Annotated in this window: 20 protein-coding genes; 10 read left to right on the top strand and 10 right to left on the bottom strand. The window is 70.6% G+C overall.

What is annotated here, in order from left to right; translation table 11 throughout:
- Positions 1-82 precede the first annotated feature (82 nt).
- The gene (locus ACZ4S3_RS13320; protein WP_467931840.1) at positions 83-1,183 is read right to left on the bottom strand and encodes a LacI family DNA-binding transcriptional regulator; all 1,101 of its coding nucleotides are present in this window, start codon (positions 1,181-1,183) and stop codon (positions 83-85) included.
- 394 nt (positions 1,184-1,577) lie between these two features.
- Between ACZ4S3_RS13320 and hisC the strand changes: the two genes are divergently transcribed.
- Positions 1,578-2,657 carry a histidinol-phosphate transaminase gene (gene hisC / locus ACZ4S3_RS13315; RefSeq protein WP_467931839.1) on the top strand — a complete coding sequence of 360 codons (1,080 nt, stop codon included), beginning with the start codon at positions 1,578-1,580 and terminating at the stop codon, positions 2,655-2,657.
- Positions 2,658-2,727: 70 nt separating this feature from the next.
- Here hisC and ACZ4S3_RS13310 read toward each other — a convergent pair whose 3' ends face one another.
- The gene (locus ACZ4S3_RS13310; RefSeq protein WP_467931838.1) at positions 2,728-3,096 is read right to left on the bottom strand and encodes a cyclophilin-like fold protein; all 369 of its coding nucleotides are present in this window, start codon (positions 3,094-3,096) and stop codon (positions 2,728-2,730) included.
- Positions 3,097-3,309: 213 nt separating this feature from the next.
- Here ACZ4S3_RS13310 and ACZ4S3_RS13305 point away from each other — a divergent pair, with 213 nt between their 5' ends.
- The 5 genes from ACZ4S3_RS13305 to ACZ4S3_RS13285 all read left to right on the top strand — a co-directional run bounded on the left by ACZ4S3_RS13305 (position 3,310) and on the right by ACZ4S3_RS13285 (position 12,594).
- The gene (locus ACZ4S3_RS13305; RefSeq protein WP_467931837.1) at positions 3,310-4,818 is read left to right on the top strand and encodes a cytochrome ubiquinol oxidase subunit I; all 1,509 of its coding nucleotides are present in this window, start codon (positions 3,310-3,312) and stop codon (positions 4,816-4,818) included.
- Between the two features lie 9 nt (positions 4,819-4,827).
- The gene (cydB, locus tag ACZ4S3_RS13300; protein ID WP_467931836.1) at positions 4,828-5,847 is read left to right on the top strand and encodes a cytochrome d ubiquinol oxidase subunit II; all 1,020 of its coding nucleotides are present in this window, start codon (positions 4,828-4,830) and stop codon (positions 5,845-5,847) included.
- 12 nt (positions 5,848-5,859) lie between these two features.
- Positions 5,860-9,444, top strand: coding sequence for a thiol reductant ABC exporter subunit CydD (gene cydD, locus ACZ4S3_RS13295; RefSeq protein ID WP_467931835.1), 3,585 nt, complete (start codon positions 5,860-5,862; stop codon positions 9,442-9,444).
- Positions 9,445-9,594: 150 nt separating this feature from the next.
- Positions 9,595-11,274 (top strand): sensor histidine kinase, encoded by a 1,680-nt coding sequence (locus ACZ4S3_RS13290; RefSeq protein ID WP_467932464.1) that lies wholly within the window; start codon positions 9,595-9,597, stop codon positions 11,272-11,274.
- A gap of 147 nt (positions 11,275-11,421) precedes the next feature.
- On the top strand, positions 11,422-12,594 hold the full coding sequence (locus tag ACZ4S3_RS13285; protein ID WP_467931834.1) for a M23 family metallopeptidase: 1,173 nt from the start codon (positions 11,422-11,424) through the stop codon (positions 12,592-12,594).
- Here the strand turns inward: ACZ4S3_RS13285 and ACZ4S3_RS13280 are convergent.
- Positions 12,584-13,471 (bottom strand): Cof-type HAD-IIB family hydrolase, encoded by an 888-nt coding sequence (locus ACZ4S3_RS13280; protein ID WP_467931833.1) that lies wholly within the window; start codon positions 13,469-13,471, stop codon positions 12,584-12,586. The two genes, ACZ4S3_RS13285 and ACZ4S3_RS13280, sit on opposite strands and share 11 nt — an antisense overlap.
- A gap of 59 nt (positions 13,472-13,530) precedes the next feature.
- Entirely contained in the window at positions 13,531-14,439 is a 909-nt protein-coding gene (locus tag ACZ4S3_RS13275; RefSeq protein WP_467931832.1) for an LLM class flavin-dependent oxidoreductase, read from the bottom strand.
- 240 nt (positions 14,440-14,679) lie between these two features.
- Here ACZ4S3_RS13275 and htpX point away from each other — a divergent pair, with 240 nt between their 5' ends.
- On the top strand, positions 14,680-15,579 hold the full coding sequence (gene htpX, locus ACZ4S3_RS13270; protein WP_467931831.1) for a zinc metalloprotease HtpX: 900 nt from the start codon (positions 14,680-14,682) through the stop codon (positions 15,577-15,579).
- A 107-nt stretch (positions 15,580-15,686) separates the two neighbouring features.
- Positions 15,687-16,250, top strand: coding sequence for a PspA-associated protein PspAB (gene pspAB / locus ACZ4S3_RS13265; protein ID WP_467931830.1), 564 nt, complete (start codon positions 15,687-15,689; stop codon positions 16,248-16,250).
- A 21-nt stretch (positions 16,251-16,271) separates the two neighbouring features.
- Here the strand turns inward: pspAB and ACZ4S3_RS13260 are convergent, their stop codons facing one another.
- A complete protein-coding gene (locus ACZ4S3_RS13260) occupies positions 16,272-16,814 on the bottom strand; it encodes an RNA 2'-phosphotransferase (protein WP_467931829.1) in 543 nt (180 codons plus the stop codon).
- Positions 16,811-17,431 carry a PadR family transcriptional regulator gene (locus ACZ4S3_RS13255; protein WP_467931828.1) on the bottom strand — a complete coding sequence of 207 codons (621 nt, stop codon included), beginning with the start codon at positions 17,429-17,431 and terminating at the stop codon, positions 16,811-16,813. Before ACZ4S3_RS13255 ends, ACZ4S3_RS13260 begins: the two co-directional genes overlap by 4 nt.
- A gap of 161 nt (positions 17,432-17,592) precedes the next feature.
- Here ACZ4S3_RS13255 and ACZ4S3_RS13250 point away from each other — a divergent pair, with 161 nt between their 5' ends.
- Complete coding sequence (locus tag ACZ4S3_RS13250; RefSeq protein ID WP_467931827.1) at positions 17,593-18,177, top strand: DUF3159 domain-containing protein; 585 nt, start codon at positions 17,593-17,595, stop codon at positions 18,175-18,177.
- A gap of 4 nt (positions 18,178-18,181) precedes the next feature.
- Positions 18,182-19,525 carry a carotenoid oxygenase family protein gene (locus ACZ4S3_RS13245; protein WP_467931826.1) on the top strand — a complete coding sequence of 448 codons (1,344 nt, stop codon included), beginning with the start codon at positions 18,182-18,184 and terminating at the stop codon, positions 19,523-19,525.
- A gap of 92 nt (positions 19,526-19,617) precedes the next feature.
- Here the strand turns inward: ACZ4S3_RS13245 and ACZ4S3_RS13240 are convergent, their stop codons facing one another.
- From ACZ4S3_RS13240 to ACZ4S3_RS13225, 4 genes are all read right to left on the bottom strand, one after another.
- A complete protein-coding gene (locus ACZ4S3_RS13240) occupies positions 19,618-20,676 on the bottom strand; it encodes a MerR family transcriptional regulator (RefSeq protein WP_467931825.1) in 1,059 nt (352 codons plus the stop codon).
- 61 nt (positions 20,677-20,737) lie between these two features.
- Positions 20,738-21,655: a metal-dependent hydrolase gene (locus ACZ4S3_RS13235; RefSeq protein ID WP_467931824.1), complete on the bottom strand. Its 918-nt coding sequence runs from the start codon at positions 21,653-21,655 to the stop codon at positions 20,738-20,740.
- Positions 21,656-21,724: 69 nt separating this feature from the next.
- Positions 21,725-23,539 (bottom strand): SDR family oxidoreductase, encoded by a 1,815-nt coding sequence (locus ACZ4S3_RS13230; protein WP_467931823.1) that lies wholly within the window; start codon positions 23,537-23,539, stop codon positions 21,725-21,727.
- The gene (locus tag ACZ4S3_RS13225) at positions 23,536-24,402 is read right to left on the bottom strand and encodes a M24 family metallopeptidase (RefSeq protein ID WP_467931822.1); all 867 of its coding nucleotides are present in this window, start codon (positions 24,400-24,402) and stop codon (positions 23,536-23,538) included. Before ACZ4S3_RS13225 ends, ACZ4S3_RS13230 begins: the two co-directional genes overlap by 4 nt.
- Between the last annotated feature and the right edge of the window lie 7 nt (positions 24,403-24,409).

The raw sequence follows: 24,409 nt of genomic DNA, 5'->3' as shown, positions 1-24,409 counted from the left end.
CGAGATCGCCCTGTTTTTTCCTGACCGAACGAGGCGTGTGGGCGGCGATGTTACGCATGATTCGTCGTGCGAAGGCATCCACTCAGGCGCCGGCCGGTCCTCGAGGGGGTCTGACGGTCGTCCGCGCCGAGCGTCGCTGGGACGAGGTCCGCACGATCAGATCGGTCGGTATCACCTGTTCGATGCGCCGGCCGTTGTCGAGGCCTTCGATGGCGTCGATGAGGATCTGGACGACGGCGGTGCCGATGCGGCGGGGCTTGAGGGAGAGGGTGGTGATCGGCGGCTCGGTGGTGGCGTACACGGTGGACTCGCTGCAGCAGACCAGCAGCAGATCCTCGGGTACGCGCAGGCCGTAGCGCCGGGCGGCGGCGAGCAGGTCCGTGCCGTTCGGGTCGAAGAGTCCGTATACGGCATCGGGCCGGTCCGGGCGGGCCAGCAGCCGGTCGGCGGCGACGGCGCCCGCGCACGGGTCGTGGGCCGGGTAGGACTCGTACACCGGGTCCTGGCCGACCCGCTCGCACCAGTGCAGATAGGCGGTGGTCGACAGCCGGGTGTAGGTGTCGGTGGTGTTGCCCGTCAGGAGGCCGATGCGGCGGGCGCCGGCGTCGGCCAGGTGGTCGAGCAGACCCAGGACGGCCGCTTCGTGGTCGTTGTCGACCCAGCCGGTGACCGGCAGGGCGCCGCCGGGGCGGCCGTCGGAGACGACGGGGATGCCGTGCCGGACGAGTTCGGTGACGACGGGGTCGCCGTCGGCGGGGTCGATGACGACGGTGCCGTCCAGGGCGACGTTGGACCACACGTCGTGGCGGGAGGTTGCGGGCAGGATGACCAGCGCATAGCCGCGGGCCAGTGCCGCGGAGGTGGCGGCTCTTGCCATCTCCGCGAAGTATGCGAATTCGGTGAAGGTGAAAGGTTCATCCCCGTACGTGGTCACGGTCAGGCCGAGGAGTCCCGACTTGCCGGTACGGAGGGTGCGGGCGGCGGCGGAGGGGCGATAGCCCAGCCGGTCTGCCACCTCGCGGACGTGGCTACGGGTGGCATCCGGAAGCCGGCCCTTGCCGTTGAGCGCGTCGGAGACGGTCGTGATCGATACACCGGCTGCGGCGGCCACGTCCCGGATGCCCGCCCGCCCCAGCCGGCGACCGGTCGACCGGCTCACCTGGTGCTTCCCTGCTGCTGTCATGGCGAGCCGATAGTAGGGCTCGGCACGGCCATTCGCGGGGCCTCGCCGAGGCTCGCTAAAAGGTACGTTTCTGCATGGTGACTTGCCATCAATCTCCTTTGAAATAAAGGCAGTTGGCGTCCACCGTGATCATACGCGGCGATTTCGATCGTCCTCGCCTGTCGATCGGTCCAGGTCTCGAAGAGGTCTCAAGTCACCTTCACGGGGGATGCGCGCCACGGCGCAAGCCACCGGCGCGTGACAGAGCGGGGAGCGCTCCCCAGAGCTTGTGCGCGGGGTGCCGTGGGATCACCGCGGGGAGCCGGCGGTGGATCTGGGGGCTGCCGCCGCACGGGGCAATCCTCATAAGGTGTGCAGTATTGGAGTCGAGCGGGACGGTCGAGGAGGACCTGCGGTGAGCGAGAAGACCCCCAAGCTGCGTGCTGCGCTGGACGGCATTCCCACCTATAAGCCGGGCCGGCCCGCGCCGGCCGACGGTCCCGTGGCCTACAAGCTGTCCTCCAACGAGAACCCCTATCCGCCGCTGCCGGGGGTCCTGGAGAGCGCGGTGACCGCCGCCGGGGCCTTCAACCGCTACCCGGACCTGACCTGTGCGGGCCTGATGGCGGAGCTGGCCGAGCACTTCTCGGTGCCGCTGGCGCATCTGGCGACGGGGACCGGCTCGGTGGGCGTGGCCCAGCAGCTGGTGCAGTCGACGGCGGGGCCCGGCGATGAAGTGATCTACGCCTGGCGCTCGTTCGAGGCGTACCCGATCGTCACGCAGGTCTCCGGGGCCACTCCCGTGCAGGTGCCGCTGACCTCCGGCGAGGTGCACGACCTGGACGCCATGCTCGCCGCGGTCACCGACCGGACCCGGCTGATCTTCGTCTGCAACCCCAACAACCCCACTGGCACCGTCGTACGCCGTGCCGAGCTGGAGTCCTTCCTGGACCGGGTGCCGAGTGATGTGCTGGTGGTGCTGGACGAGGCGTACCGCGAATTCATCCGGGACGAGCAGGTGCCGGACGGTATCGAGCTCTACCGTGACCGGCCCAATGTGTGTGTGCTGCGGACCTTCTCCAAGGCGTACGGCCTCGCGGGGCTGCGGGTCGGGTTTGCGGTTGCGCATGAGCCGGTGGCCGCGGCGCTGCGCAAGACGGCGGTGCCGTTCGGGGTGAGCCAGCTGGCGCAGGACGCGGCGGTGGCGTCATTGCGCAGCGAGGCGGCGCTGCTGGAGCGGGTCGAGGCGCTGGTGGCCGAGCGGGCCCGGGTCTTCGACGGGCTGGTCGGACAGGGGTGGACGGTCCCCGAGTCGCAGGCCAACTTCGTCTGGCTGCGACTGGGGGACCGTACCGCCGACTTCGCGGCGGCGTGTGAGCGCGCCGGGGTGGTCGTGCGGCCGTTCCCCGGTGAAGGGGTGCGGGTGACGATCGGTGAGAGCGCGGCGATGGATCTGTTCCTGCAGGCCGCGGAGGAGTTCCGCAAGGCGCTGTAAGGCATTGCGGGTGCTGCCAGGCTATTTGTAAGGCGTTGCGCTGAGGCCGTGGGTCGGTTGACCTGCGGCCTCAGGCTTTGTGTACGTGGATCACGTTGCCGTCGCGAACGGTGGCAAGTGCGCGGGGGTCGCCGTCGATGCGGCCCAGCACATTGCAGGGGGAGGCCAGACGGGGTTCGTCCCCCCGGGAAATCGGCGTGGGGCCGTACGGCAGCGCGAGCGCGTTGCCCTCGGTCCAGAAGGCGACCGTGCCGGGCTCGACGACCTGGCGGGCGCCGGCCTCCAGCGCGGGCGTGAGCCCGGTGTCGAAGTAGACCTCTTCGCCCCAGGTGTGGGCCGTGGCGTCGAGCGGAAGTGCGGCGATGAGGGCCGCGGCGGTCGGGGTCTCGTCGAGAGTGGCGGTCACGTGGCCCGCGGGCCAGGAGATTCGGATCTTCATGGCGACGAATTCAACAATATGTTGAAGCGCGGGGGAAGAGGCGCGGAGAGGGCGTGCGAGGTCCGCGCGGTAAGCCTGGGATAAGGATTCATATGCCATGGATTCCTGCGTGACCCCGGTCACGTACCCCCCTTATCGAAGGTTGGAGGGTCATGGGTAATAATGCTTGTGAATGTGAACGCGTTCACAAGCTCACGCGGAGGAGGAAGCGACGTGGAACTGGCGTTGGCGCCAGAGACTCTGGCGCGATGGCAATTCGGCATCACGACCGTCTACCACTTCCTGTTCGTCCCCCTGACGATCTCCCTCGCCGCTCTGGTGGCCGGACTGGAGACCGCATGGGTGCGAACGGCGAAGCAGAAGTACCTCAAGGCGACCAAGTTCTGGGGCAAGCTGTTTCTGATCAATATCGCGATGGGTGTCGTCACCGGCATCGTCCAGGAGTTCCAGTTCGGCATGAACTGGTCCGACTACTCGCGGTTCGTCGGTGACATCTTCGGTGCCCCGCTCGCCTTCGAGGCGCTCATCGCGTTCTTCTTCGAGTCCACCTTCATAGGACTGTGGATCTTCGGCTGGGACAAGCTGCCCAAGAAGATCCACTGCTTCTGCATGTGGATGGTCTCGATCGGGACGATCCTGTCCGCGTACTTCATCCTCGCCGCCAACTCCTGGATGCAGCACCCGGTCGGCTACAAGTACAACGCCGTCACCGGCCGCGCCGAGCTCACCGACTTCCTCAAGGTGCTCACCCAGGACACCACCCTGGTCGTGGCCTTCCACACGCTGACCGCCGCCTTCCTGACCGGCGCCGCCTTCATGGTCGGCATTTCCGCGTACCACCTGATGCGCAAGAAGCACATCAAGGTGATGCGTACGTCGCTGCGGCTCGGCCTGGTCACTCTGGTCATCGCCGGCCTGCTCACCGCGATCAGCGGTGACTCGCTCGGCAAGGTCATGTTCAAGCAGCAGCCGATGAAGATGGCCGCCGCCGAGGCGCTGTGGGACAAGGAAGAGCCCGCGCCGTTCTCCGTCTTCGCCTACGGCGATGTCGAAAAGGGCCACAACACGGTCGCGATCGAGATCCCCGGCCTGCTCTCCTTCCTCGCGCACAGTGACTTCACATCGCCGGTCCCCGGCATCAACGACGTCAACAAGGCCGAGCAGCAGAAGTTCGGGCCCGGTGACTACCGGCCCAACATCCCCGTCGCCTACTGGGGCTTCCGCTGGATGATCGGCTTCGGTATGTCGTCCTTCGCCATCGGGCTGGCCGGCCTCTGGCTCACCCGTAAGAAGTTCTGGCTGGCACCGGGGCTGCGTACCGGCGACGAGGAACCACCCCGGCTCGCGCTCACCAAGAACAAGCAGCTGGGCGCCCGCCTGACCAAGTGGTACTGGTCGCTCGCCTTCGTGACCCTCGGCTTCCCGCTGATCGCGAACTCCTGGGGCTGGATCTTCACCGAGATGGGCCGCCAGCCCTGGGTCGTCTACGGCGTGCTGCGCACCTCCGACGCGGTCTCCCCCAGCGTCTCGCAGGGTGAGGTGATCACGTCCATGGTCGTCTTCACCACGCTCTACGCGATCCTCGCCGTGATTGAGGTGAAGCTGCTGGTGAAGTACGTCAAGGCCGGACCCCAGGAGCTCACCGACTCCGACCTCAACCCGCCCACCAAGATCGGCGGCGACCACACGGACGCCGACCGGCCGATGGCCTTCTCGTACTAGGAGGCGGCTGTGCAACTTCATGACGTCTGGTTCGTCCTCATCGCCTTCCTGTGGACCGGGTACTTCTTTCTCGAAGGATTCGACTTCGGGATCGGCGTGCTCACCAAGCTCCTCGCCCGGGACCGGCGCGAGAAGCGCGTACTGATCAACACCATCGGCCCGGTCTGGGACGGCAACGAGGTCTGGCTGCTCAGCGCGGGCGGTGCGACGTTCGCCGCCTTCCCTGAGTGGTACGCGACGCTCTTCTCCGGCTTCTACCTGCCGCTGCTGCTGATCCTCGTCTGCCTGATCGTGCGCGGCGTGGCCTTCGAGTACCGCGCCAAGCGGGAAGAGGAGACGTGGCAGCGGAACTGGGAGACGGCGATCTTCTGGACCTCACTGCTGCCCGCCGTCCTGTGGGGCATCGCGTTCGGCAACATCGTGCACGGCGTGAAGATCGACGCGCACAAGGAGTACGTCGGCACCGTCCTGGACCTGCTGAACCCGTACGCGATCCTCGGCGGACTGCTCACCCTGACGCTGTTCACCTTCCATGGCGCGGTGTTCGCCTCGCTCAAGACGGTGGGCGACATCCGGGAGCGGGCGCGCAAGATGGCAACCGTCCTGGGACTGCTCGCGGCCGTGGTCGCGGTCGCCTTCCTGGCCTGGACCCAGGTCAGCAGGGGTGACGGCACCAGCCTGATCGCCATGATCGTCGCGGTGGTGGCGCTTGTCGCGGCGCTCGGGGCCAATCGGCTCGGCCGGGAGGGATGGGCGTTCGCATTCTCCGGGATCACCATCGCGGCCGCGGTCGCGATGCTGTTCCTCACGCTGTTCCCCAACGTCATGCCGTCGACGCTGAACGAGAGCTGGAGCCTTACGGTCACCAACGCCTCGTCCAGCCCCTACACCCTGAAGATCATGACCTGGTGCGCCGGGATCGCCGCGCCCATCGTGATGCTCTACCAGGGGTGGACGTACTGGGTCTTCCGCAAGCGGATCGGTACCCAGCACATCGCCGACGCCCACACCCCGACGCCCACCAGCTGACGGAGGTTTCACGTGAAACCGGTCGACCCGCGCCTGCTCCAATACGCCCGCGCCACCCGCCACTTCCTCGTTGCGGTGGTGGTCCTCGGGCTGGCCGGAGCGGGGCTGGTCGTCGGCCAGGCCATGCTGATCGCCGAGATCGTGGTCGGTGCCTTCCAGCACGACCTCGATCTCGGTGCCCTGGCCACGCCGATCGCCTTGCTCGCCGCGGTCTCCGTCGGCCGGGGGCTGGTCTCCTGGCTCACCGAACTGGCCGCGCACCGTGCGAGCGCGGCGGTCAAGTCCGAGCTGCGGATGCGGCTGATCGAGCGGGCGGCGCGGCTGGGGCCCGGCGCCACGATCCGCCGTACGGACGGCGGTGCGCAGAACCCGGACGCGGACGGCGCGGGCGCGCCAGAGCTGCGTACCGGCGAACTCGCCACCCTCGCCACCCGCGGCATCGACGCCCTCGACGACTACTTCGCCCGCTACCTGCCGCAGTTGGGCCTGGCGGTCGTCGTCCCCGTCGCCGTACTCGCCCGGATTGTCCTGGGTGACTGGATCTCGGCACTCACGATCGTCCTCACCCTCCCGCTGATCCCGCTGTTCATGATCCTGATCGGCTGGGCCACGCAGTCGCGTATGGACCGCCAGTGGCGGCTGCTCGCCCGGCTCTCCGGCCACTTCCTCGACGTCGTCGAAGGCCTGCCCACCCTCAAGGTCTTCGGCCGCGCCAAGGCCCAGGCGGGCTCGATCCGCGCCATCACCGGCGAATACCGCCGCGCGACCCTGCGCACCCTGCGGATCGCCTTCCTCTCCTCCTTCGCCCTCGAACTCCTCGCCACCATCTCCGTCGCGCTGGTCGCGGTCGGCATCGGGATGCGTCTGGTGCACGGCGAACTCGATCTCTACACCGGCCTGATGGTGCTGGTCCTGGCGCCCGAGGCCTATCTGCCGCTGCGACAGGTGGGCGCGCAGTACCACGCGGCGGCCGAGGGGCTGTCGGCCGCGGAGGAGATCTTCGCGGTGCTGGAGACGCCGCTGCCTGCGCCCGGCACCGCACCCGCGCCCGAGGGCACCGCGCTGACCGTCGAGAACCTGGTCGTCCGGCACCCCGGGCGGGCCGCCGACTCACTCCCCGCGACCTCCTTCGAGGTCCGGTCCGGCGAGACCGTCGCCCTGGTCGGCCCGTCGGGCGCCGGCAAGTCCACGCTGCTGAGCGTGCTGCTCGGCTTCACCGAACCGGCCGAGGGCCGCGCCCTCGTCGACGGCCGGGACATCGCATCCCTCTCCCCCGACAGCTGGCGGCGGCGGATCGCCTGGGTCCCGCAGCACCCGCACCTCTTCGCCGGCACCATCGCCGAGAACGTACGGCTGGCACGCCCGGACGCGGATGACGCGGCGGTACGGGCCGCCCTGGGCGACGCCGGGGCGCTGGACTTCGTCGACGCGCTCCCCGATGGCGCGGTCACCCGGCTCGGCGAATCGGGCGCCGGACTCTCCGCGGGCCAGCGCCAGCGCATCGGGCTCGCCCGCGCCTTCCTCGCCGACCGCCCGATCCTGCTCCTGGACGAGCCGACCGCGAACCTCGACGGCGAGACCGAAGAGGCGATTGTGACCGCCGTCCGCCGCCTCGCGGCCGGCCGTACCGTCCTGCTCGTCGTCCACCGGCCGGCGCTGCTGGCGGTGGCGGACCGGGTGGTGCGGCTGGCGGGGCCGGTGCCGGTCGTTGCGGGCCCGGTGCCCGTTTCACGTGAAACCGGCGCGACGCCGGCGGAGCCGTCCGTGGCCCCGATGGCGACCGACTCCGACGCCGCCACTGAGCCTGTTCCTACCACCGCGCCCGCCCTCACCCGCCTGCGGCGCCTGGCCCGAGCCCGTCGGGCCCGATTCGCGCTGGCCCTCCTGCTCGGGAGCCTTGCGCTGGGCAGTGCGGTGGGCCTCATGGCGACCTCCGGCTGGCTGATCTCGCGGGCCGCGCAGCAGCCGCCGGTGCTGTATCTGATGGTGGCGGTCACCGCGACCCGGGCCTTCGGCATCGGGCGGGCCGTCTTCCGCTACGCCGAGCGGCTGGTGGCGCATGACGCGGTGTTCCGGATGCTCGCCGACGTACGCGTCGCCGTCTTCCGGCGCCTGGAGCGGCTGGCGCCCGCCGGTCTCAAGGAGCGCAGCCGTGGCGATCTGCTCTCGCGGCTCGTCGCCGATGTCGATGCGGTGCAGGACTACTTCCTGCGCTGGCTGCTGCCGGTCGGCGCGGCGGTGCTGGTCGGTGCGGGGGCCGTCGGGTTCACCGGCTGGCTGTTGCCGGAGGCCGGCGCGGTCCTCGGTGCGGGGCTGTTGCTCGCGGGCGCGGGGGTACCCCTGCTCTCGGGTGCGCTGGCCCGCCGGGCGGAGCGTCAGCTGGCGCCGGCCCGTGGCGTGCTGTCCACCCGCGTCGTGGATCTGCTCACCGGCACCGCCGAGTTGACCGTCGCCGGCGCCCTCCCGGCCCGTACGGACGCGACCCGGCGCGCGGACCGCGACCTGACCCGGATCGCCTCCCGCTCCGCCGCCGCGGCCGGAACCGGCGCCGGACTCTCGGCGCTGCTGTGCGGGCTGACCGTCGCCGCGACGGCGGTCGTCGGCGTCCAGGCCGTGCACGCGGGCCGGCTGCACGGCGTGGCGCTGGCCGTCGTCGTCCTCACCCCGCTGGCCGCGTTCGAGGCGGTGGCCGGGCTGCCGCTCGCCGTGCAGTACCGCCAGCGCACCCGGCGCGCCGCCGAGCGGGTCTTCGAGGTGCTGGACGCCCCGGCGCCGGTACAGGAGCCGACCGCCCCGGCGGCCGCTCCCGAGGCGCCGTTCCCGCTGGCCGTACGGGATCTGACCGCGCGCCACCCGGGGCAGGCCGAACCCGCGCTGGACGGCGTCGGATTCACCCTGGCGGCGGGCCGCAGGCTGGCCGTCGTCGGCCCGTCCGGCTCCGGCAAGACCACGCTGGCGCAGGTGCTGTTGCGTTTCCTGGACCGGGAGGCCGGTGCGTACATGCTCGCCGGGACGGATGCCCAGGCGGTGGACGGTGACGAGGTCCGGCGGCTGGTGGGGCTGTGCGCGCAGGACGCGCACCTCTTCGACAGCTCGCTGCGGGAGAACCTCAAGCTCGCGCGCCCCGGCAGCGACGACCAGGAGCTGTGGGACGCACTCGACCGGGCGCGGCTGGCGGACTGGGTACGGGGCCTGCCTGACGGCCTGGACACCATGGTCGGCGAGCACGGGGCCCGGCTGTCGGGCGGTCAGCGGCAGCGGCTGGCGCTGGCCCGCGCGCTGCTCGCGGACTTCCCGGTGCTCGTCCTGGACGAGCCCGCCGAGCACCTCGACCTGGCCACCGCCGACGCGCTGACCGCCGATCTGCTGGCCGCGACCGAGGGCCGTACGACGGTTCTGATCACCCACCGCCTCACCGGCCTCGACGCGGTCGACGAGGTGCTGGTGCTGGACCGGGGCCGGACCGTACAGCACGGCGGATATGCGGAGCTGGCCGCGGCCGAAGGCCCGTTCCGGCGGATGCTGGAGCGCGAGCGGGCGGTCGATGCGGCGTTCGGAGCAGGAGAGGAAGCGGCACCGGCCCGCGTCCCCGCGTAGCGGCGGCGGTCCGTGCCTCGGGCCTGTGCTCGTGGAACTGAACTTTCCCCGCAAATCGGCCCTTATTAGGCTCAGGGCATGGCAGTCACGGCAGGAACCCCGGACCCGGCGGACAGCGGGAGATCGGACGCGCCCCCGGACCGTGACCCCATGGACGTGGCCACCGAGGCCACCCGCAGCCTGCAGGGTCTGTCGTCCGAGCTGACCGCCCGGATCCCACAGCTGCTGGAAGCGATGCGGACGGTCGGCGCGGGGCTCGATCTGCACCTCACCCTCGACCGGATCGTGGAGACCGCGGCCGAACTCGCCGACGCCCGCTACGCCGCGATCGGGATCATCGACGAGGCCCGCGAGGGGCTGTCGGACTTCGTCACCTACGGCGTGACGGGACGCCGGCACCGGCAGATCGGCGCGCTGCCCGACGGCCACAAGGGCCTGCTCGGCGCGCTGATCCACGACCCGAAACCGCTGCGCCTCGCCGACCTCACCCAGGACCCCCGCTCGGCCGGATTCCCGCCGGACCACCCGCCGATGCGGACGTTCCTGGGGGTGCCGATCCGCGTCCAGGGGGAGATCTTCGGCAACCTCTATCTGACGGAGAAGCGCGACGGTGGGGAGTTCAGCGAGGAGGACCTGCACATGGTGCGGGTGCTGGCCACCGAGGCCGGTATCGCGATCGGCAACGCCCGGATGCACGCGGCGACCCGGCAGCGGGAGCGCTGGATCGACGGTTCGGTCGCGGTGACCACCGCACTCCTGGCGGGCAGCGATGTCGATGACGCGCTTGCGGTGGTCGCCGAGCAGGCGCGGCGACTGGCGGAGTCGGCGGCCGGCATTGTGCTGCTGCCCGACGACGAGGGCGGACTGGAGATCGTCGCGGTGTCGGCGGACGACCCCACCGGCATCATGGGCACGCAGATTCCGCCCGACAGCCCGGTGACGGAGCAACTCCTGGCCGGGGAGCCGGTGTTCGTCGACGATTCGGCCAGCGACCCGCGCATGGTGACGGCCATCGCGCCGCGCTTCGGCCCGAGCATGATGCTGCCGCTCAAGAGCGGCGGCCGGGTGCTGGGCACGCTCGCGATTCCGCGCCACCGCGGCGCCCGCCAGTACACCGCCGCCGAACGGACGCTGGCGACCCAGTTCGCGGCGCAGGCCGCGCTGGCGCTGGTGCTCGCCGACGCACAGCGCGACCGCGAGCGGCTGGCCGTCTTCGAGGACCGCGACCGGATCGCCCGCGACCTGCACGACCTCGTCATCCAGCGGCTGTTCGCGACCGGGATGATGCTGGAGAGCGCGCACCGTAAGTCGGTGGTGCCGGAGGTACAACAGGGTCTCGGCAAGGCCGTCGACGAACTGGACGTCACCATCCAGGAGATCCGCACCGCGATCTTCGCGCTCCAGCAAGGCCCGGCCGAGGCGCCGTCCGGGCTCCGTACCCGGGTACTGCGCGAGATCGGCACCGCCGCCGTACCGCTCGGCTTCCAGCCCTCGGCGAACTTCATCGGCCCCGTCGACGCCAAGGTCGGCGAGCTGACCGGCAAGAACCTCATCGCAGCGCTGCGCGAGGCGCTCTCGAACGCCTTCCGGCACGCCCAGGCTTCCCGGATCGACGTCGTCGTCGACGCGACGGTCACCCTGCCGGACGGGTCCGAGGGGGTGCGCCTGACGGTCGCCGATGACGGCATCGGCATCGCGGAGGGCGGCCGCCGCAGCGGCCTGAAGAACCTCGCCAAGCGCGCGGAGTCGCTCGGCGGTTCCAGCACCTACGGCCCCGGGCTGGGCGAGGTCGGCAGTGGGACCAAAGTGACGTGGGAGGCGCCGCTGTGAGGTGCCGGTGCTGGGCCGTTCGGGGCTTTGAGAGGGCTGTGCGGGCCTGAGATATGGCTATTTCGACGCATTACGGGTCAATCTCGGCCTATGCCTTCATGGACGTGCTGGAAGGAGCGGGGGGTAAAGCGGGCAGGGGCGCGCGCCGTGTGCGCGTTCGCCCTGGTGGTGTCGGCGGCGGTGGGTATCGCCGCGCCGAACGCCCCGGTGGCGAGGGCGGCCGCCACCGGGCGGCACACCGTCGGGGACCGCCCCATTGGCGGGCCGCGCCCCGCAGCCGGTCCACGCGCCATTGCCGGTCCACACACGGTTGCCGGGCCACGGGCCACGCCGGGCCACGCGCCCCCACGGCGGCTGGCCGACGTCAGCCTGGAGGTCATCCGGCTGGGCGAGGCGGCCCGCCGGGCGGGCCGGTCGTACGAGGCGAGGAGCCGCGCGGTGCAGGCGCAGCGGGCCGAGAGCGACCGGCTGCGCACTGAACTGGGCCGGGCCCGCCGACTGGCCGACGCGCTGCGCCGCCGGGCCGGTGCGATCGCCGACGCGCAGTACCGCACCGGCAGCCTCGTCGCGTACACCCTGCGCAAGGCGGTCGCCGATGACCGGAAGCCGCTGGTCCGCGTGTACGAGGCGGCGATGCGGCGGGAGCGGGCGCTGGTGGCGCGGATGGGCACCGCACAGCGCACGGGCCGCATGCTGGCGGGCGAAACCGCGACGGCGACGGCCCGAGCGGCCGCGCTCGCCGCGGACCGCGACCGGCTCAAGGAGGCACAGGCGCGGGCCGACCGCGGTCTGGTGTCGGCTCGCGTCACGCTGCGGCAGCTGGCATCGAAGGCGTCCCGGAGCGGGAACTGCGGCACGCTGCCGAGCGAGGTGACCACGGCCGCCAGGGCCGCGGCCCCGGTGGTCGCCCCGGACGCTTCCTGGATGCGCCCGGTGGAGCACTATGTGCTGTCCGCCCCCTTCGGAGGCGCGGGCTCCCACTGGGCCTCCGGCCATACGGGCCAGGACTTCGCGGTGCCGGTCGGCACTCCCGTACGGGCCGCAGGAGATGGCCGTATCGAGAGCCTGACCTGCGGCGACGGCTTCGGGATCAGCGTGGTCGTACGGCACCGCGACGGCCTTTACACGCAGTACGCGCATCTGTCGGCGGTGCTGGCGCGCCCGGGGCAGGAGGTCGAGCCCGGGGAGCGGATCGCGCTGTCGGGCGACACCGGCAACTCCACCGGCCCGCATCTGCACTTCGAGGTGCGGCGGACGCCCTATCTGGGGTCGGGTGTCGACCCGATGCCGTGGCTGCGACAGCACGGCGTCACGATGTGAGGCCCGGCCGGGAGTGCAGGATCCGCTCGATGACCACCGCGACGCCGTCGTCGTTGTTGGATTCCGTACGGCGGGTGGTGGCGGCCAGCACGTCGGGGTGGGCGTTGGCCATGGCGTACGACGTACCGGCCCAGGTGAGCATCTCTATGTCGTTGGGCATATCGCCGAACGCGACGACTTCCGCCGGCGAGATGCCGCGCTCCGCGCAGCAGCGGGCGAGGGTGCCGGCCTTGCTGACCCCCGGACCGCTGATCTCCAGGAGGGCGCTGGGACTGGAGCGGGTGAAGGACGCCAGGTCGCCCGCGGCCGTACGGGCCAGCGCCAGGAAGGCGTCGGGGTCCAGGTCGGGGTGGTGCGCGAGGAGCTTGAGGACGGGCTGGTCGGGACAGGCGGAGGGCGCTGCGAAGTCCTCGGCGAGGAGCTTCTCCGCCGGGGCGACGATCGCGGCCGGGTCCAGATGGAAGGGCGGGTACTGCGGCTCGTAGTGGAAGCTGCTGGAGCGCTCGACCGCGAACGAGGTGCCGGGGGCGGCGCTGCGCAGGGCCGCCACGACGTTCAGGGCGACCGTCGGGTCCAGGGGGCTGACCTCGACGATGCGGCGGCCGCGGTGCAGGTCGACGACGGCCGCGCCGTTCGCGCAGATCGCCAGGCCGTGGCCGTGCACATGGTCGCTGACCACGTCCATCCAGCGGGCCGGGCGTCCGGTGACGAAGAAGACCTCGATGCCGGCCTCCTCGGCGGCGGCGAGCGCAGCGATGGTGCGGTCGGAGACCGTCTTGTCGTCGCGCAGCAGCGTGCCGTCGAGGTCGGTGGCGATCAGCCGGGTGGGCCGGGAGGGAACGACCGGCTCGGGCGGTGTGGCAGAGGCATCAGTCACGCGCCCATCTTCGCGTACCGCGGCGCACAGGTGTGCGCTGGGGCGAGCGCACCTCCCCGTCACCCGAGCTGAAGGAGTGCTTCCGTGGCAATCTGCTCGAACACCTTCTGGTCCGCGGCGAAGAGGGAGCCCTCTATCGGCGCGTGGAGGACGATCTCGGTGAAGCCGAGCGCACGGTGCCGGCCCGCGAAGTCCACGAAGGCGTCGAGGGATTCCAGCGGGCGGTTGCCGTCCGGGGTGAAGCCGGTGAGAAGGATCTTGTCCAGTTCGGCGATGTCCCGGCCGATATCCGCGCACGCCTTCTCCAGCTTCTCCAGCTGGCCCTGGATGGCGGCCACGGAGTCCTCGGGGGTGCCCGTCGCGAAAATCTTGGGGTCGCCGGTCGTCACCCATGCCTGGCCGTGGCGCGCGGCGAGCCGCAGGCCGCGCGGACCGGTGGCGGCGACCGCGAAGGGCAGACGGGGCCGCTGCACGCAGCCGGGGATGTTGCGGGCTTCCTCCGCCGAGTAGTGAGTGCCCTGGTGGGAGACCGCGTCCTCGGTGAGCAGCCGGTCGAGCAGCGGCACGAACTCCCCGAAGCGGTCCGCCCGCTCGCGCGGCGACCAGGACTCCTGGCCGAGGGCGGTGGCGTCGAAGCCGTTGCCGCCGGCGCCGATACCAAGGGTGATCCGGCCGCCGGAGATGTCGTCGAGGGTGATCAGTTCCTTGGCGAGGGTGACCGGGTGGCGGAAGTTGGGCGAGGTCACCAGCGTGCCCAGGCGCAGCCGCGAGGTAGCCGCCGCGGCGGCGGTCAGTGTCGGCACGGCGCCGAACCACGCCTGGTCGCGGAACGACCGCCACGAGAGGTGGTCGTAGGTGTACGCGGTGTGGAACCCGAGCTCTTCCGCGTGCTGCCACTGCTGACGGCCGCCCTCGTGCCAGCGGCGGACGGGAAGGATCACGGTGCTCAGACGGAGGGAAGCGCTCATGCCGTAAAGCGTACGGGGAGGGCGGTGAAGCCTGGAGTGACGTGGGTAACGAGACGGTTCGGTGGCCCGGCGGCCCAGGCGATGTGTTTCACGTGAAACCTACTGCCTCGTGTTTTACCCCGTATATAGCAGCGAAGAGGGAGAATCGGGACAGCGGCGCAGTGTGCAGGGCGCGGCGCGCAAGGTTGCGCGCGATGCGTCAGGCACCTGCGACGAGGCGCGGTGCGTTGTGGAGGAGCCATGGCACAGACCCGATTCGCCCCCGACCGCGGGCTGACCTCACGCATGGTCACGACGATGTTCCTCATCGGACTGCTGTACGTCGTGGTCGTCGGCGTGCTGGTGGTGCTGCTCAAGGGCGCCTGGGTGGTGGTGTTGATCATTGCGGGAGGCCTGTTCGTCGCGCAGTTCTGGTTCAGCGACCGGATCGCGGCGTTCAGCATGGGCGCGCGTGAGGTCACACCGGAGCAGGCGCCGGAGCTGCACGGTGCCGTCGACCGGCTGTGTGCGCTGGCCGATATGCCCAAGCCGCGGGTCGCGATCGCGAATTCGGATGTGCCGAATGCGTTCGCGACCGGCCGTAATCAGAAGAATTCGATGGTGTGCGCCACGACGGGGCTGCTGCGGCGGCTGGAGCCCGAGGAGCTGGAGGGCGTGCTCGCGCACGAGCTCTCCCATGTCGCACACCGCGATGTCGCCGTGATGACCATCGCGTCGTTCCTCGGCGTACTGGCCGGAATCATCACCCGGGCCGCCCTGTGGAGCGGCGTCGGGCGCAACAACCGCGACCAGAACGCGGCCATCGCCGTACTGATCGTCACCGCCGTCAGCGTCGTCGTCTACGCCATCAGCTTCCTGCTGACCCGGCTGCTCTCCCGCTACCGGGAGCTGTCCGCGGACCGCGCCGCCGCGATACTGACCGGCCGTCCGTCGGCGCTGGCCTCCGCTCTGACCAAGGTCACCGGGCAGATCGCGAAGATCCCGACCGAGGATCTGCGCAAGGCCGAGCCGTTCAACGCGTTCTACTTCGCCCCGGCCTTCAACAAGGAGAGCTTCAGCCGGCTGCTGTCCTCGCACCCGACGCTGGAACAGCGGCTGGACCAGCTCGGCCGGATCGCGGCGCAGTTGGGACGGCAGTGAACGGCCCGGTGGCGGACGTGATCGGCGGAGGAATGCTCAGGCCGAGAAGGGCATCGGTGGATTGCATCGATGGATTGCCTCAGTGAGTGAAGGAGAGTAGGCCGCGCATGGGATTTCTGGACGCCATTCTGGGCCGCAGCAAGCCGGTACGCCCCGATCTCGACCAGCTCTTCGCGCTGCCGTCCGCCGCCGTAACGCTGCAGGCCGCGGCCGGTTTTCTGCCCACCGGCCGGGGGACTGTGTGCTTCGCGAGTGTCGAGGGCGGGGCGTTCGCGCGGATCCAGGAGGAGGCGCGGGGGCTGCTGGGCGGCGCGGTGGAATTCACCCAGGACGCATACGGCTATACCTGGCTGCTGGCGCGGCATGCGCCGGACGATGTGGCGGGCCTGGTCAACGACCTGCATGCGGTCAATACGACCCTGGAGGAGGCGGGCTTCGGCCCGCAGCTGCTGTGCTCGCTGATCGGCTTCCGCGACGGGCGGGACCGGTCGCTGGCGCTGGTCTACCTCTACAAGCGGGGCACGTTCTATCCGTTCGCCCCGCAGCCGGACGGCGGCGAGAAGCGGGACAACCCGCTGGAGCTGCAGGTGAGGGCAACGCTCGGGGACGATCTGACGATCGAGAAGGATCTGGCGCGGTGGTTCCCGGTGTGGGGGGCACCTGGGCTTTGACCTGGGAGGTTGTGGCTTTCGTCAGCCCGGAAGGCGGAGGAATTCCGGCGGGACGTGGGCGGTGAGCCAGACCCCGTTGGCGCTCACCTGGAAGACATGGCCGGTCCGGTGCATCGCCGCCGCATCGACCGTCAGCACGATGGGCTTGCCGCGCCGGGCGCCCACCCGCGTCGCGGTCTCGCGGTCCGGCGAGAGATGGACGGCGTGCCGGGACATCGGCCGCAGTCCCTCGGCCCTGATGGCGGCGACGCTGCGGGCCACCGTGCCGTGGAAGAGATATGCGGGCGGCTCGGCGGGCGGCAGATCGAGGTCGACGCGGATCGAGTGGCCCTGGTTGGCGCGGATGCGGTCGCCCTCGATGGCGTAACGCCGCTTGTCGCTCTCGGCGACCACGGTCTCCAACTCGGCCCGGTTGAACCGGAATCCGTGCCGCGCGGCCGCTTCGATCAGCTCCGGCACCGCCACCCAGCCCTGGGCGTCGAGGGTGATGCCGATCCGTTCCGGCTCATGCCGCAGGTGTTTCGCCAGATATTTTGAAATGCGCACGGAGCGCTGGATGTTCATGACTCCAGGGTGCCGCCCGGCGCGTCCGCAGGCACCTGATTTCCGGAGGGGCTGTCGTGTCCGCTCCCCCTCCTGGCGCGCTTGCTCGCCTGCCTGGCCTTTGCGCGGCCGACCTCCTCGGAGGCCCAGCGAGCCCATTCCTCCTGCATGGCCGTCTGGCGCAGGCCGTATTCCAGCGCCAGCCGTCCGTAGACCGAGATCATGTCGTCGTCCCACGGGGTGATCTCGTCGAGGTGCTCCAGCGCGCCGTGTGCGCGGGCCGCGGCCTCGGCTCGCGAAAGGAGGTAGGTGCGGGCCTCGAGCGGGGTGAGAACGCCGAGGAAGAAGACCCGCAACAGGCCGTCGAAACGCGGCGGGCCGCTGGGCTCGACCTCGATCAGCCAGTGCCGCAGCTCACGCAGGCCGGCGTCGGTGATCGCGTATTCCTTACGTCCGCGGGGGCCTTCGGCGATGACTTCGGCCATGCCCGCGGTGGTGAGCTTGGCCAGTTCTCCGTAGACCTGGCTCTGCGTGGCGGGCCAGACGTTCACGAGCGAGGCGTTGAACGTCTTCATCAGGTCGTAGCCGCTGGCGGGGGATTCGGCCAGCAGGCCCAGCACGGCATGTCTCAGGCTCATGACCGGCACTTTACCTTCCACTGTTGACATGTCAAAGACTGACCTTCTATTTTTGACATGTCGAAATTGTAATGTGAGTCGGGACTGCGATGAGCGGTCCGGGTGATGCGCACGTACTTCCAGCTCAGCGGGCCGGGGACGTGACAGGAAAGAGGGGGACCATGAACTACCTGCGGAGCTTCATTCCATGGCTGGTGTTCGCGGGGGCGGCGTCGTTCGGCTGGCAGTGGGGGGCGCTGGCGGCGCTGGTGGTCTCCGGCGGGCTGCTCGTCGCCGACCGCGCCGCGGGCCTCTCCCTCGAGTCCCGCCTGCTGGAGTACGGCACGATCGTGTTCTTCGTGGCCCTGACGATCCTGGCTTTCGCTCAGCCCCACAGTGTCCTCCGGCTGTACGGCAGCACCCTGTCGATGGGCTGGCTGGCACTCATCGCCTGGCTGTCCATCGCGGTGCGCCGCCCCTTCACGATGGCGATCGCGCGCCGGATGGCCCCGCCGGAGGTCTGGCACACCCCGCTGTTCCGGCGGATCAATGTCGTGATCACCGCCGCCTGGGCACTGTCCTTCACTCTCACCGCGGCCGCTCAGGCGGTCATCACCGTCAATGACCTGAGCCTGCTGGTGTCCATCCCCGTCCAGGTCGCCGGGTTCATCCTTCCCGCCCGCTTCACCGCCAGGTACCCGGACCGGGCCCGCGCCCGGTTCACGCAGGAACAGTCCGGGGCGCGTCCCGGTCTCCAGGAGGCATGAGGCCATGACCACCATGAACCCGACCACCGCATCCGAATCGACGGCTCCCCCGCCCCATCTCGCCGGCAACTTCGCGCCGGTGATGGACGAGCTGACCGCCTACGACCTCCCGGTCACGGGCACCATCCCGCCCGAGCTCACCGGCTGGTTCCTGCGCAACGGCCCCAACCCGCGCGATGCCGCCTCACCTCACTGGTTCTTCGGCGACGGCATGGTGCACGGGCTGCGCCTGGAGGGCGGCCGCGCCGTTTCCTACCGCAATCGCTGGATCCGTACCGCCACCTTCACCGACGGCACGCGCGCAGTGGACGAGCGGGGCCGCCGCAATTTGCGGGCGGGCGTCGCGAATACCCACATCGTCCGTCACGCGGGCCGCACCCTGGCGCTGGTCGAGTCGTCCTTCCCGTACGAAATCGACTGCCGCCCTGGCCATGAGCTGGAGACCATCGGCGCCCATGACTTCGGCGGCCGGCTCACCACCGCCATGACCGCCCACCCCAAGACCTGCCCCACGACGGGTGAGCTCCACTTCTTCGGCTACGGCCACAGCTCGCCCTACCTCACCTACCACCGCGCCGATGCGGCAGGGGAGCTGGCGGTCAGCCGCCCCATAGACGTACCGGCGCCGACGATGATGCACGACTTCCACCTCACCGCCGCGCACGTTATCTTCATGGACCTCCCGGTCGTCTTCGACCGCAACCGCTCCGGAATGCCGTACGCCTGGGATCCGGAGTACGGCGCACGGCTGGGCGTGCTGCGCCGCGATGACCCGTACGGCGAGGTCCGCTGGCTGTCCATCGACCCCTGCTATGTCTTCCACAGCCTCAACGCCTATGACGACGGCGCGCACCGCATCGTCCTCCATGTGGTCCGCTATGCGGAATACAACACCGAAAGCCCCGCCCTGTGGCGTTGGACGATCGACCTCACGACCGGGACGGTCGCGGAGGAACAGCTCGATGACCAGTTCTGCGAATTCCCCCGCATCGATGACCGCCTCGCCGGCCTGCCCGCCCGCTTCGGCCACGCCACATCCGGCGAGTTCCCCGGCTCGGGCCCGATACCCGGCGCCCTGCTGCGCTACGACCTTCGGTCCGGCGCGGTGGCCCGGCACGACTTCGGTCCCGGCCGCACCCCGGCCGAGGCGGCCTTCGCCGCGGCAGACGACCGTCCCGGCGGTCCGGGCTGGCTGATCACCTATGTCTATGACGCGTCCCGTGACACCAGCGATCTCGTCATCCTGGACGCGGAGGACATATCCGCCGACCCGGTGGCGACGGTCCATCTTCCGCAGCGTGTGCCCTATGGCTTCCATGGCAACTGGCTTCCGGATCAGGTCAGTTGAGGGGTGAGTCGATGAGTTAAGGGGGCGCGGTACGGCTCGAGGGCGCCCCGGCTCCCCGCCTGCCGTCCCCTATCCCTCGGGGCACCACACCCCTATCCCCGCGGGGCACCGCCACCGTCCGACGCATCCCGTGCGCCCGAGGTCGCCAGCGCATCCATGGTGCGGGCCTGGACCTCGCGGTGGGCTGCGGCGGCGATGAAGGCGGCCGTGTTCTCCGGGCCGACCAGCTCCCGTACGGCTTGGACGGTGTCGGCGGGGAGTGCCACCGGCTCCGGGCCGGTCGCGGTACGGGGGTCCGCGATCGGGCCGGGAGCGGCCCCGGACGCGGGGGCACGGCCTGGCGCCGGGGCGGGGCCCGGGGCGGGTCCGGGTGTCCGCCCGCTCGCCTCCCGGGGCTCCCCCGGCAGCGCCTCGGCAAGGTGACGCCGGAGGTAGCGGGTGGCCAAGGTGCGCATGGCACGGGCCAGTTCGGCGTCGACGGTTTGCTGGGCCAGGGGGCGCAGGCGTCGTACGAGAGCGGCGGCCTCTTCGGCTTCGGCTTCGGTGGGTGGGTGGTCCAGGAACGGCTGGAAGATGTGCTCGGTGGTGAAGTCGACGAAGCGGGCGGCGATGTGCTCGACCTGGCCGCGTACCTCCCGCAGATGGCCGGAGATGGCCAGCAGGGGGACGCCGGCGGAGTGGAGTTCGGCGGCGACGGCGAGTTCCTGCGGGCTGGGGACGAGGAAGTCGTCGTCGTGGCCCGGGATGCGTTCCAGGACGCCCAGTTCGACGGCCTCGCTCACCGCCGCCTCGTCGGAGGTGCCGCCGAAGGCGGTGTCCAGGTCGGCGCGGCTGATGCGCGCCGCCTCCTCGTCGGTCCATGGCCCGTCGATCTCGGCGACCAGGCCGAGGACCCCACCGAGGTCGAGCCCCGCGTCCCAGGCCTCGAGGAGTTCCTTGATGCTGGCCAGGGTGTAGCCGCGGTCGAGGAGGCCGGCGATCTGGCGCAGCCGGGCCAGGTGGGCGTCGCCGTAGACGTTGGCCCGCCCGCGCCGCTCCGGGCGGGGGAGCAGCCCACGGTCCTGGTAGGCGCGGATCGTACGGACCGTGGTGCCGCTGAGATGGGCCAGATCCTCGATGCGGTACTCGGCCGCCGGCGGCTGCTCGGTCACTGCGGTGCTCCTCACAAGATGGCCGCCCGGTTCACAGGATGGCCGCGCGTCGCGGGCCGCTTCAGGAGAGGGCCGCGCGGCCCACCGCACCTGCCGCCGCCCGTGCGGCCGGGGAGGACGCCAGGTAGGCGACGGCCGTGCGCAGCGACCCTTCCTGCGAGGGATGGTACGACCGTCGCAGGAAGCGCGGTATCGCCGCTCCCAGCTCTCGCCAGGTGGGCAGCAGTCCCTTGCCTACGGCGCGGTTGTGCTCGCGCAGCGAGTAGCGGGAGCGGGCAGCGAGCCGCGGGTCGTGCCGCAGGAGGTAGGCCGCGCCCCGGCCCCAGAGGTAGAGAAGGACGGGGGCCGTCACACTCATGCCCAGGACGCGGCGCAGGTAGCGGGCGGGTTCCTCGCCGCCGGTGTGCTGGTACATGTCGAAGGCGACGGCGCGGTGCTCGACCTCTTCGGCGCCGTGCCAGCGCAGCAAATCGAGCATGACCGGGTCGGGGGCGGCACGGTCGAGGCCGTCGGCGGCCAGCACCCAGTTGCCGAGCACCGCGGTGAACTGCTCGATGGCGGCGATGAGGGAGAGGCGGAAGCGCAGCCATTCCCGCTCGGGGAGCGGCATGCCGAACGGCGGCTGTTCGCCCAGGAGGTACTCGAAGAGGAAGTCGACGTGCCGTGTGTACGGGCCGGTGTCCAGGCCCTGGTGGGCCAAGTGGTCCAGGACGTAGGAGTGTTGGACGCTGTGGGTGGCCTCCTGGCCCATGAAGCCCTTGACGTCCTTGAGGAGTTCTTCGTCCCGGACCAGCGGGAGGGCCTCCTTGAAGACCTTGACGAACCAGCGCTCGCCGGCCGGTAGCAGCAGATGCAGCACATTGATGACGTGCGTGGCGGTGGGTTCGTCCGGTATCCAGTGCAGCGGCGTCTCGCGCCAGTCGAACGAGACCCGGCGCGGCGTTATCGGGTGGCGCTCTGGTGGATGTGACGTGCTCATGCGCGGCTCCTGACGTGCGCAGTTCTCTCCCAGGGGTGACCGGTGGCGACAGCTCAGGGGTGACGCGGGCTACAGCGGCGGTTCGATACGGGCGATGGCGCGCAGAGCCCGTGGGGTGAAGCGGGACATCAGATGGGCGCCGCGCGCCTCGGGGGTGACGGGCACCACCGCCTGGTTACGGACCACCGCGCGCAGTACGGCGTCGGCGACCTTCTCCGGCGGGTAGTTGCGCATCCCGTACATCCGCGCGGCCTTGGCCTGGCGGCGCTTCTCCTCGTCGGCCGAGACCCCGGTGAAGCGCGAGGTGGCGGTGATGTTGGTGTTGACCAGCCCCGGACAGATGGCCGAGACGCCGATGCCCTGGCCTGCCAGCTCGGCGCGCAGACACTCGCTGAGCATCAGAACGGCGGCCTTGGACGTGCTGTAGGCGGGCAGGACCTTGGACGGCTGGAAGGCGGCGGCCGAGGCGGTGTTGACGATATGGCCGCCCTGCCCGCGGTCGGCCATCCGCTTGCCGAAGATGCGGCAGCCGTGGATGACGCCCCACAGATTGACGTCCAGGACCTTCTTCCAGTCCTCGGAGCTGGTCTGCAGGAAGGCGCCGGACAGGCCGATGCCGGCGTTGTTCACCAGCACGTCGACGGTGCCGTATTCGGCGTCCACCTTGTCGGCGAGCTTCTCCATCGCCGCCTCGTCCGAGACGTCGACGACCTCGCCCCAGGCCTGCGGGGCGCCGATCAGCCGCGCCATGTCGGCGGTCCGTGCCGCGCCCTCCGCGTCCCGGTCGACGGCGATGATCCGCGCGCCGGCCTCGGCGAAGGCGAACGCCGTGGCGCGCCCTATGCCGCTGGCCGCGCCGGTCACCAGCACCAGCTGCCCGCCGAAGCGGTCGGCATACGGGCCGGCGGCCACCACCTTCTTCGCCGGGTCGCCCTCCTCCTTGGCGGTGACGAACTCGGTGATCCAGGAGGCCAGCTGGTCGGGGCGGGTGCGCGGCACCCAGTGCTTGGCCGGGAGGGTGCGGCGCACCAGCTGGGGCGCCCACTGCTCCAGGTCGTCGTAGAGCCGCTGGGACAGGAACGCGTCGCCGGTGGGGGTGATCAGCTGGACCGGGCAGTGGGCGTAGGCGTCGGCGCGCGGGCGGCGCAGCCGGGGGAGGACGTTGTCGCGGTAGAGCCAGGCGCCATGGGCGGCGTCGGTCGGCAGCGACGAGGTCGGATAGCCGCCGGCGGGCACCTTCTCCACCCGCTGCAGAATCTTTGGCCAACGCTTGCCGAGCGGGCCCTTCCACGCCAGTTCGGGCAGCACGGGGGTGTGCAGCATGTAGACGTACCAGGACTTGGCGCCCTGATGGATGAGCTGCGCGGCGCGCCGGGGGGTGGGGCGCGTCATCCGCTTCTTGATCCAGTGGCCGAAGTGGTCCAGGGACGGGCCCGACATGGAGGTGAAGGACGCGATCCGGCCCTCCGTACGCCGGACCGTGGCGAATTCCCAGGCCTGGACGGACCCCCAGTCGTGGCCCACCAGGTGCACCGGCCGGTCGGGGCTGACGGCGTCCGCGACGGACAGGAAGTCGTCGGTCAGCTTCTCCAGGGTGAACCCGCCGCGCAGCGGCTTCGGCGCGGTGGAGCGGCCGCAGCCCCGGACGTCGTAGAGCACCACATGGAAGCGGTCGGCCAGTCGCTCGGCGACCTCGGACCACACTTCCTTGCTGTCGGGATAGCCGTGCACCAGCATCACCGTGGGCCGCGCGGCGTCCCCCAGCTCGGCGACACACAGCTCGATGCCCCCGGTGCGCACCCGGCGCTCCCGCGCCCCAGCGAGTCCCTGGCCCCGTTCGTGCCGCTGTCCCTGCCGCTGCCCTTGTCCCTGTCCCGTGTTCACGCGGCCTTCTCCTCTTGCCAGCGCCGCACATGCGGCAGATCGTCGTCCAGCCAAAAGGCGCTTTCCTGCGGGTCCCTGGAGTCGGTGACGACCAGGATCTCCTCGAATTTGGCGCCCGTACCCCGGAATCCGAGGTGGGGTTCGACCGCCCACAGCCCCGGCTGCGGCGGGTGGTCGGAGAAGGTGTACGGGCTCCACAGCGGGGACCAGCCGTCCCGGTGGCCGTGCAGTGCATCGGAGGCGAGGCCCTTGAGGGACTGGGTGCCGAATCCGAAAAGGGTGGGGGACCAGCGCCGTTCCCTGACCCGGTCGATCTTGTGGGCGATGACACCGAAGGGGTAGGCGCGGTGGCGGTTGGCGTACCCCTGCCGCACCATCAGCCGCTCCACGTCCTCGTAGATCTCGCGCAGCGAGCGCCGCTCGCGTACCTCGCGCAGGATCAGTTCCCGGTGCGCTTCGAGGTCGGCGAGCAGCCGGTCGTGTACGGGGTTGAGCCCGAGGCAGCCGGAGTAGCCGATGTCGGCGGTGAATCCTTTGTGGACCGGTGCCATGTCCAGGATGAAGGCCATGCCCGGTTCCAGCTCGCGGTTGGTGGGAAAGAACTGGAGCGGGATGCGGAAATTGACGAAGGCCGTGCGGTCGCCGAACCACGCGAACGGCAGATGGAACCAGTCCCGCACCCCGCGCTCGCGCAGCCACTCGCGCTGCATCCGCGCCGCCGCGCGCTCGGTGACCCCGGGCTTGAGCTGGGCGGCCACCGCCTCCGCGCAGTCGTACGCAAGCCGCTGGACCTCTCTGAACCCCTGTAGTCCGGCCGTGAGTTGTGCGGTTCCTGCTGAGGTCGCTGAGGTGACTGAGGCCATCGCCAAC

Source organism: Streptomyces sp. NPDC028368 (assembly GCF_055565615.1).
Note: the sequence above shows the minus strand (reverse complement) of the source record. Positions and strands in the feature narration are given on the sequence as shown.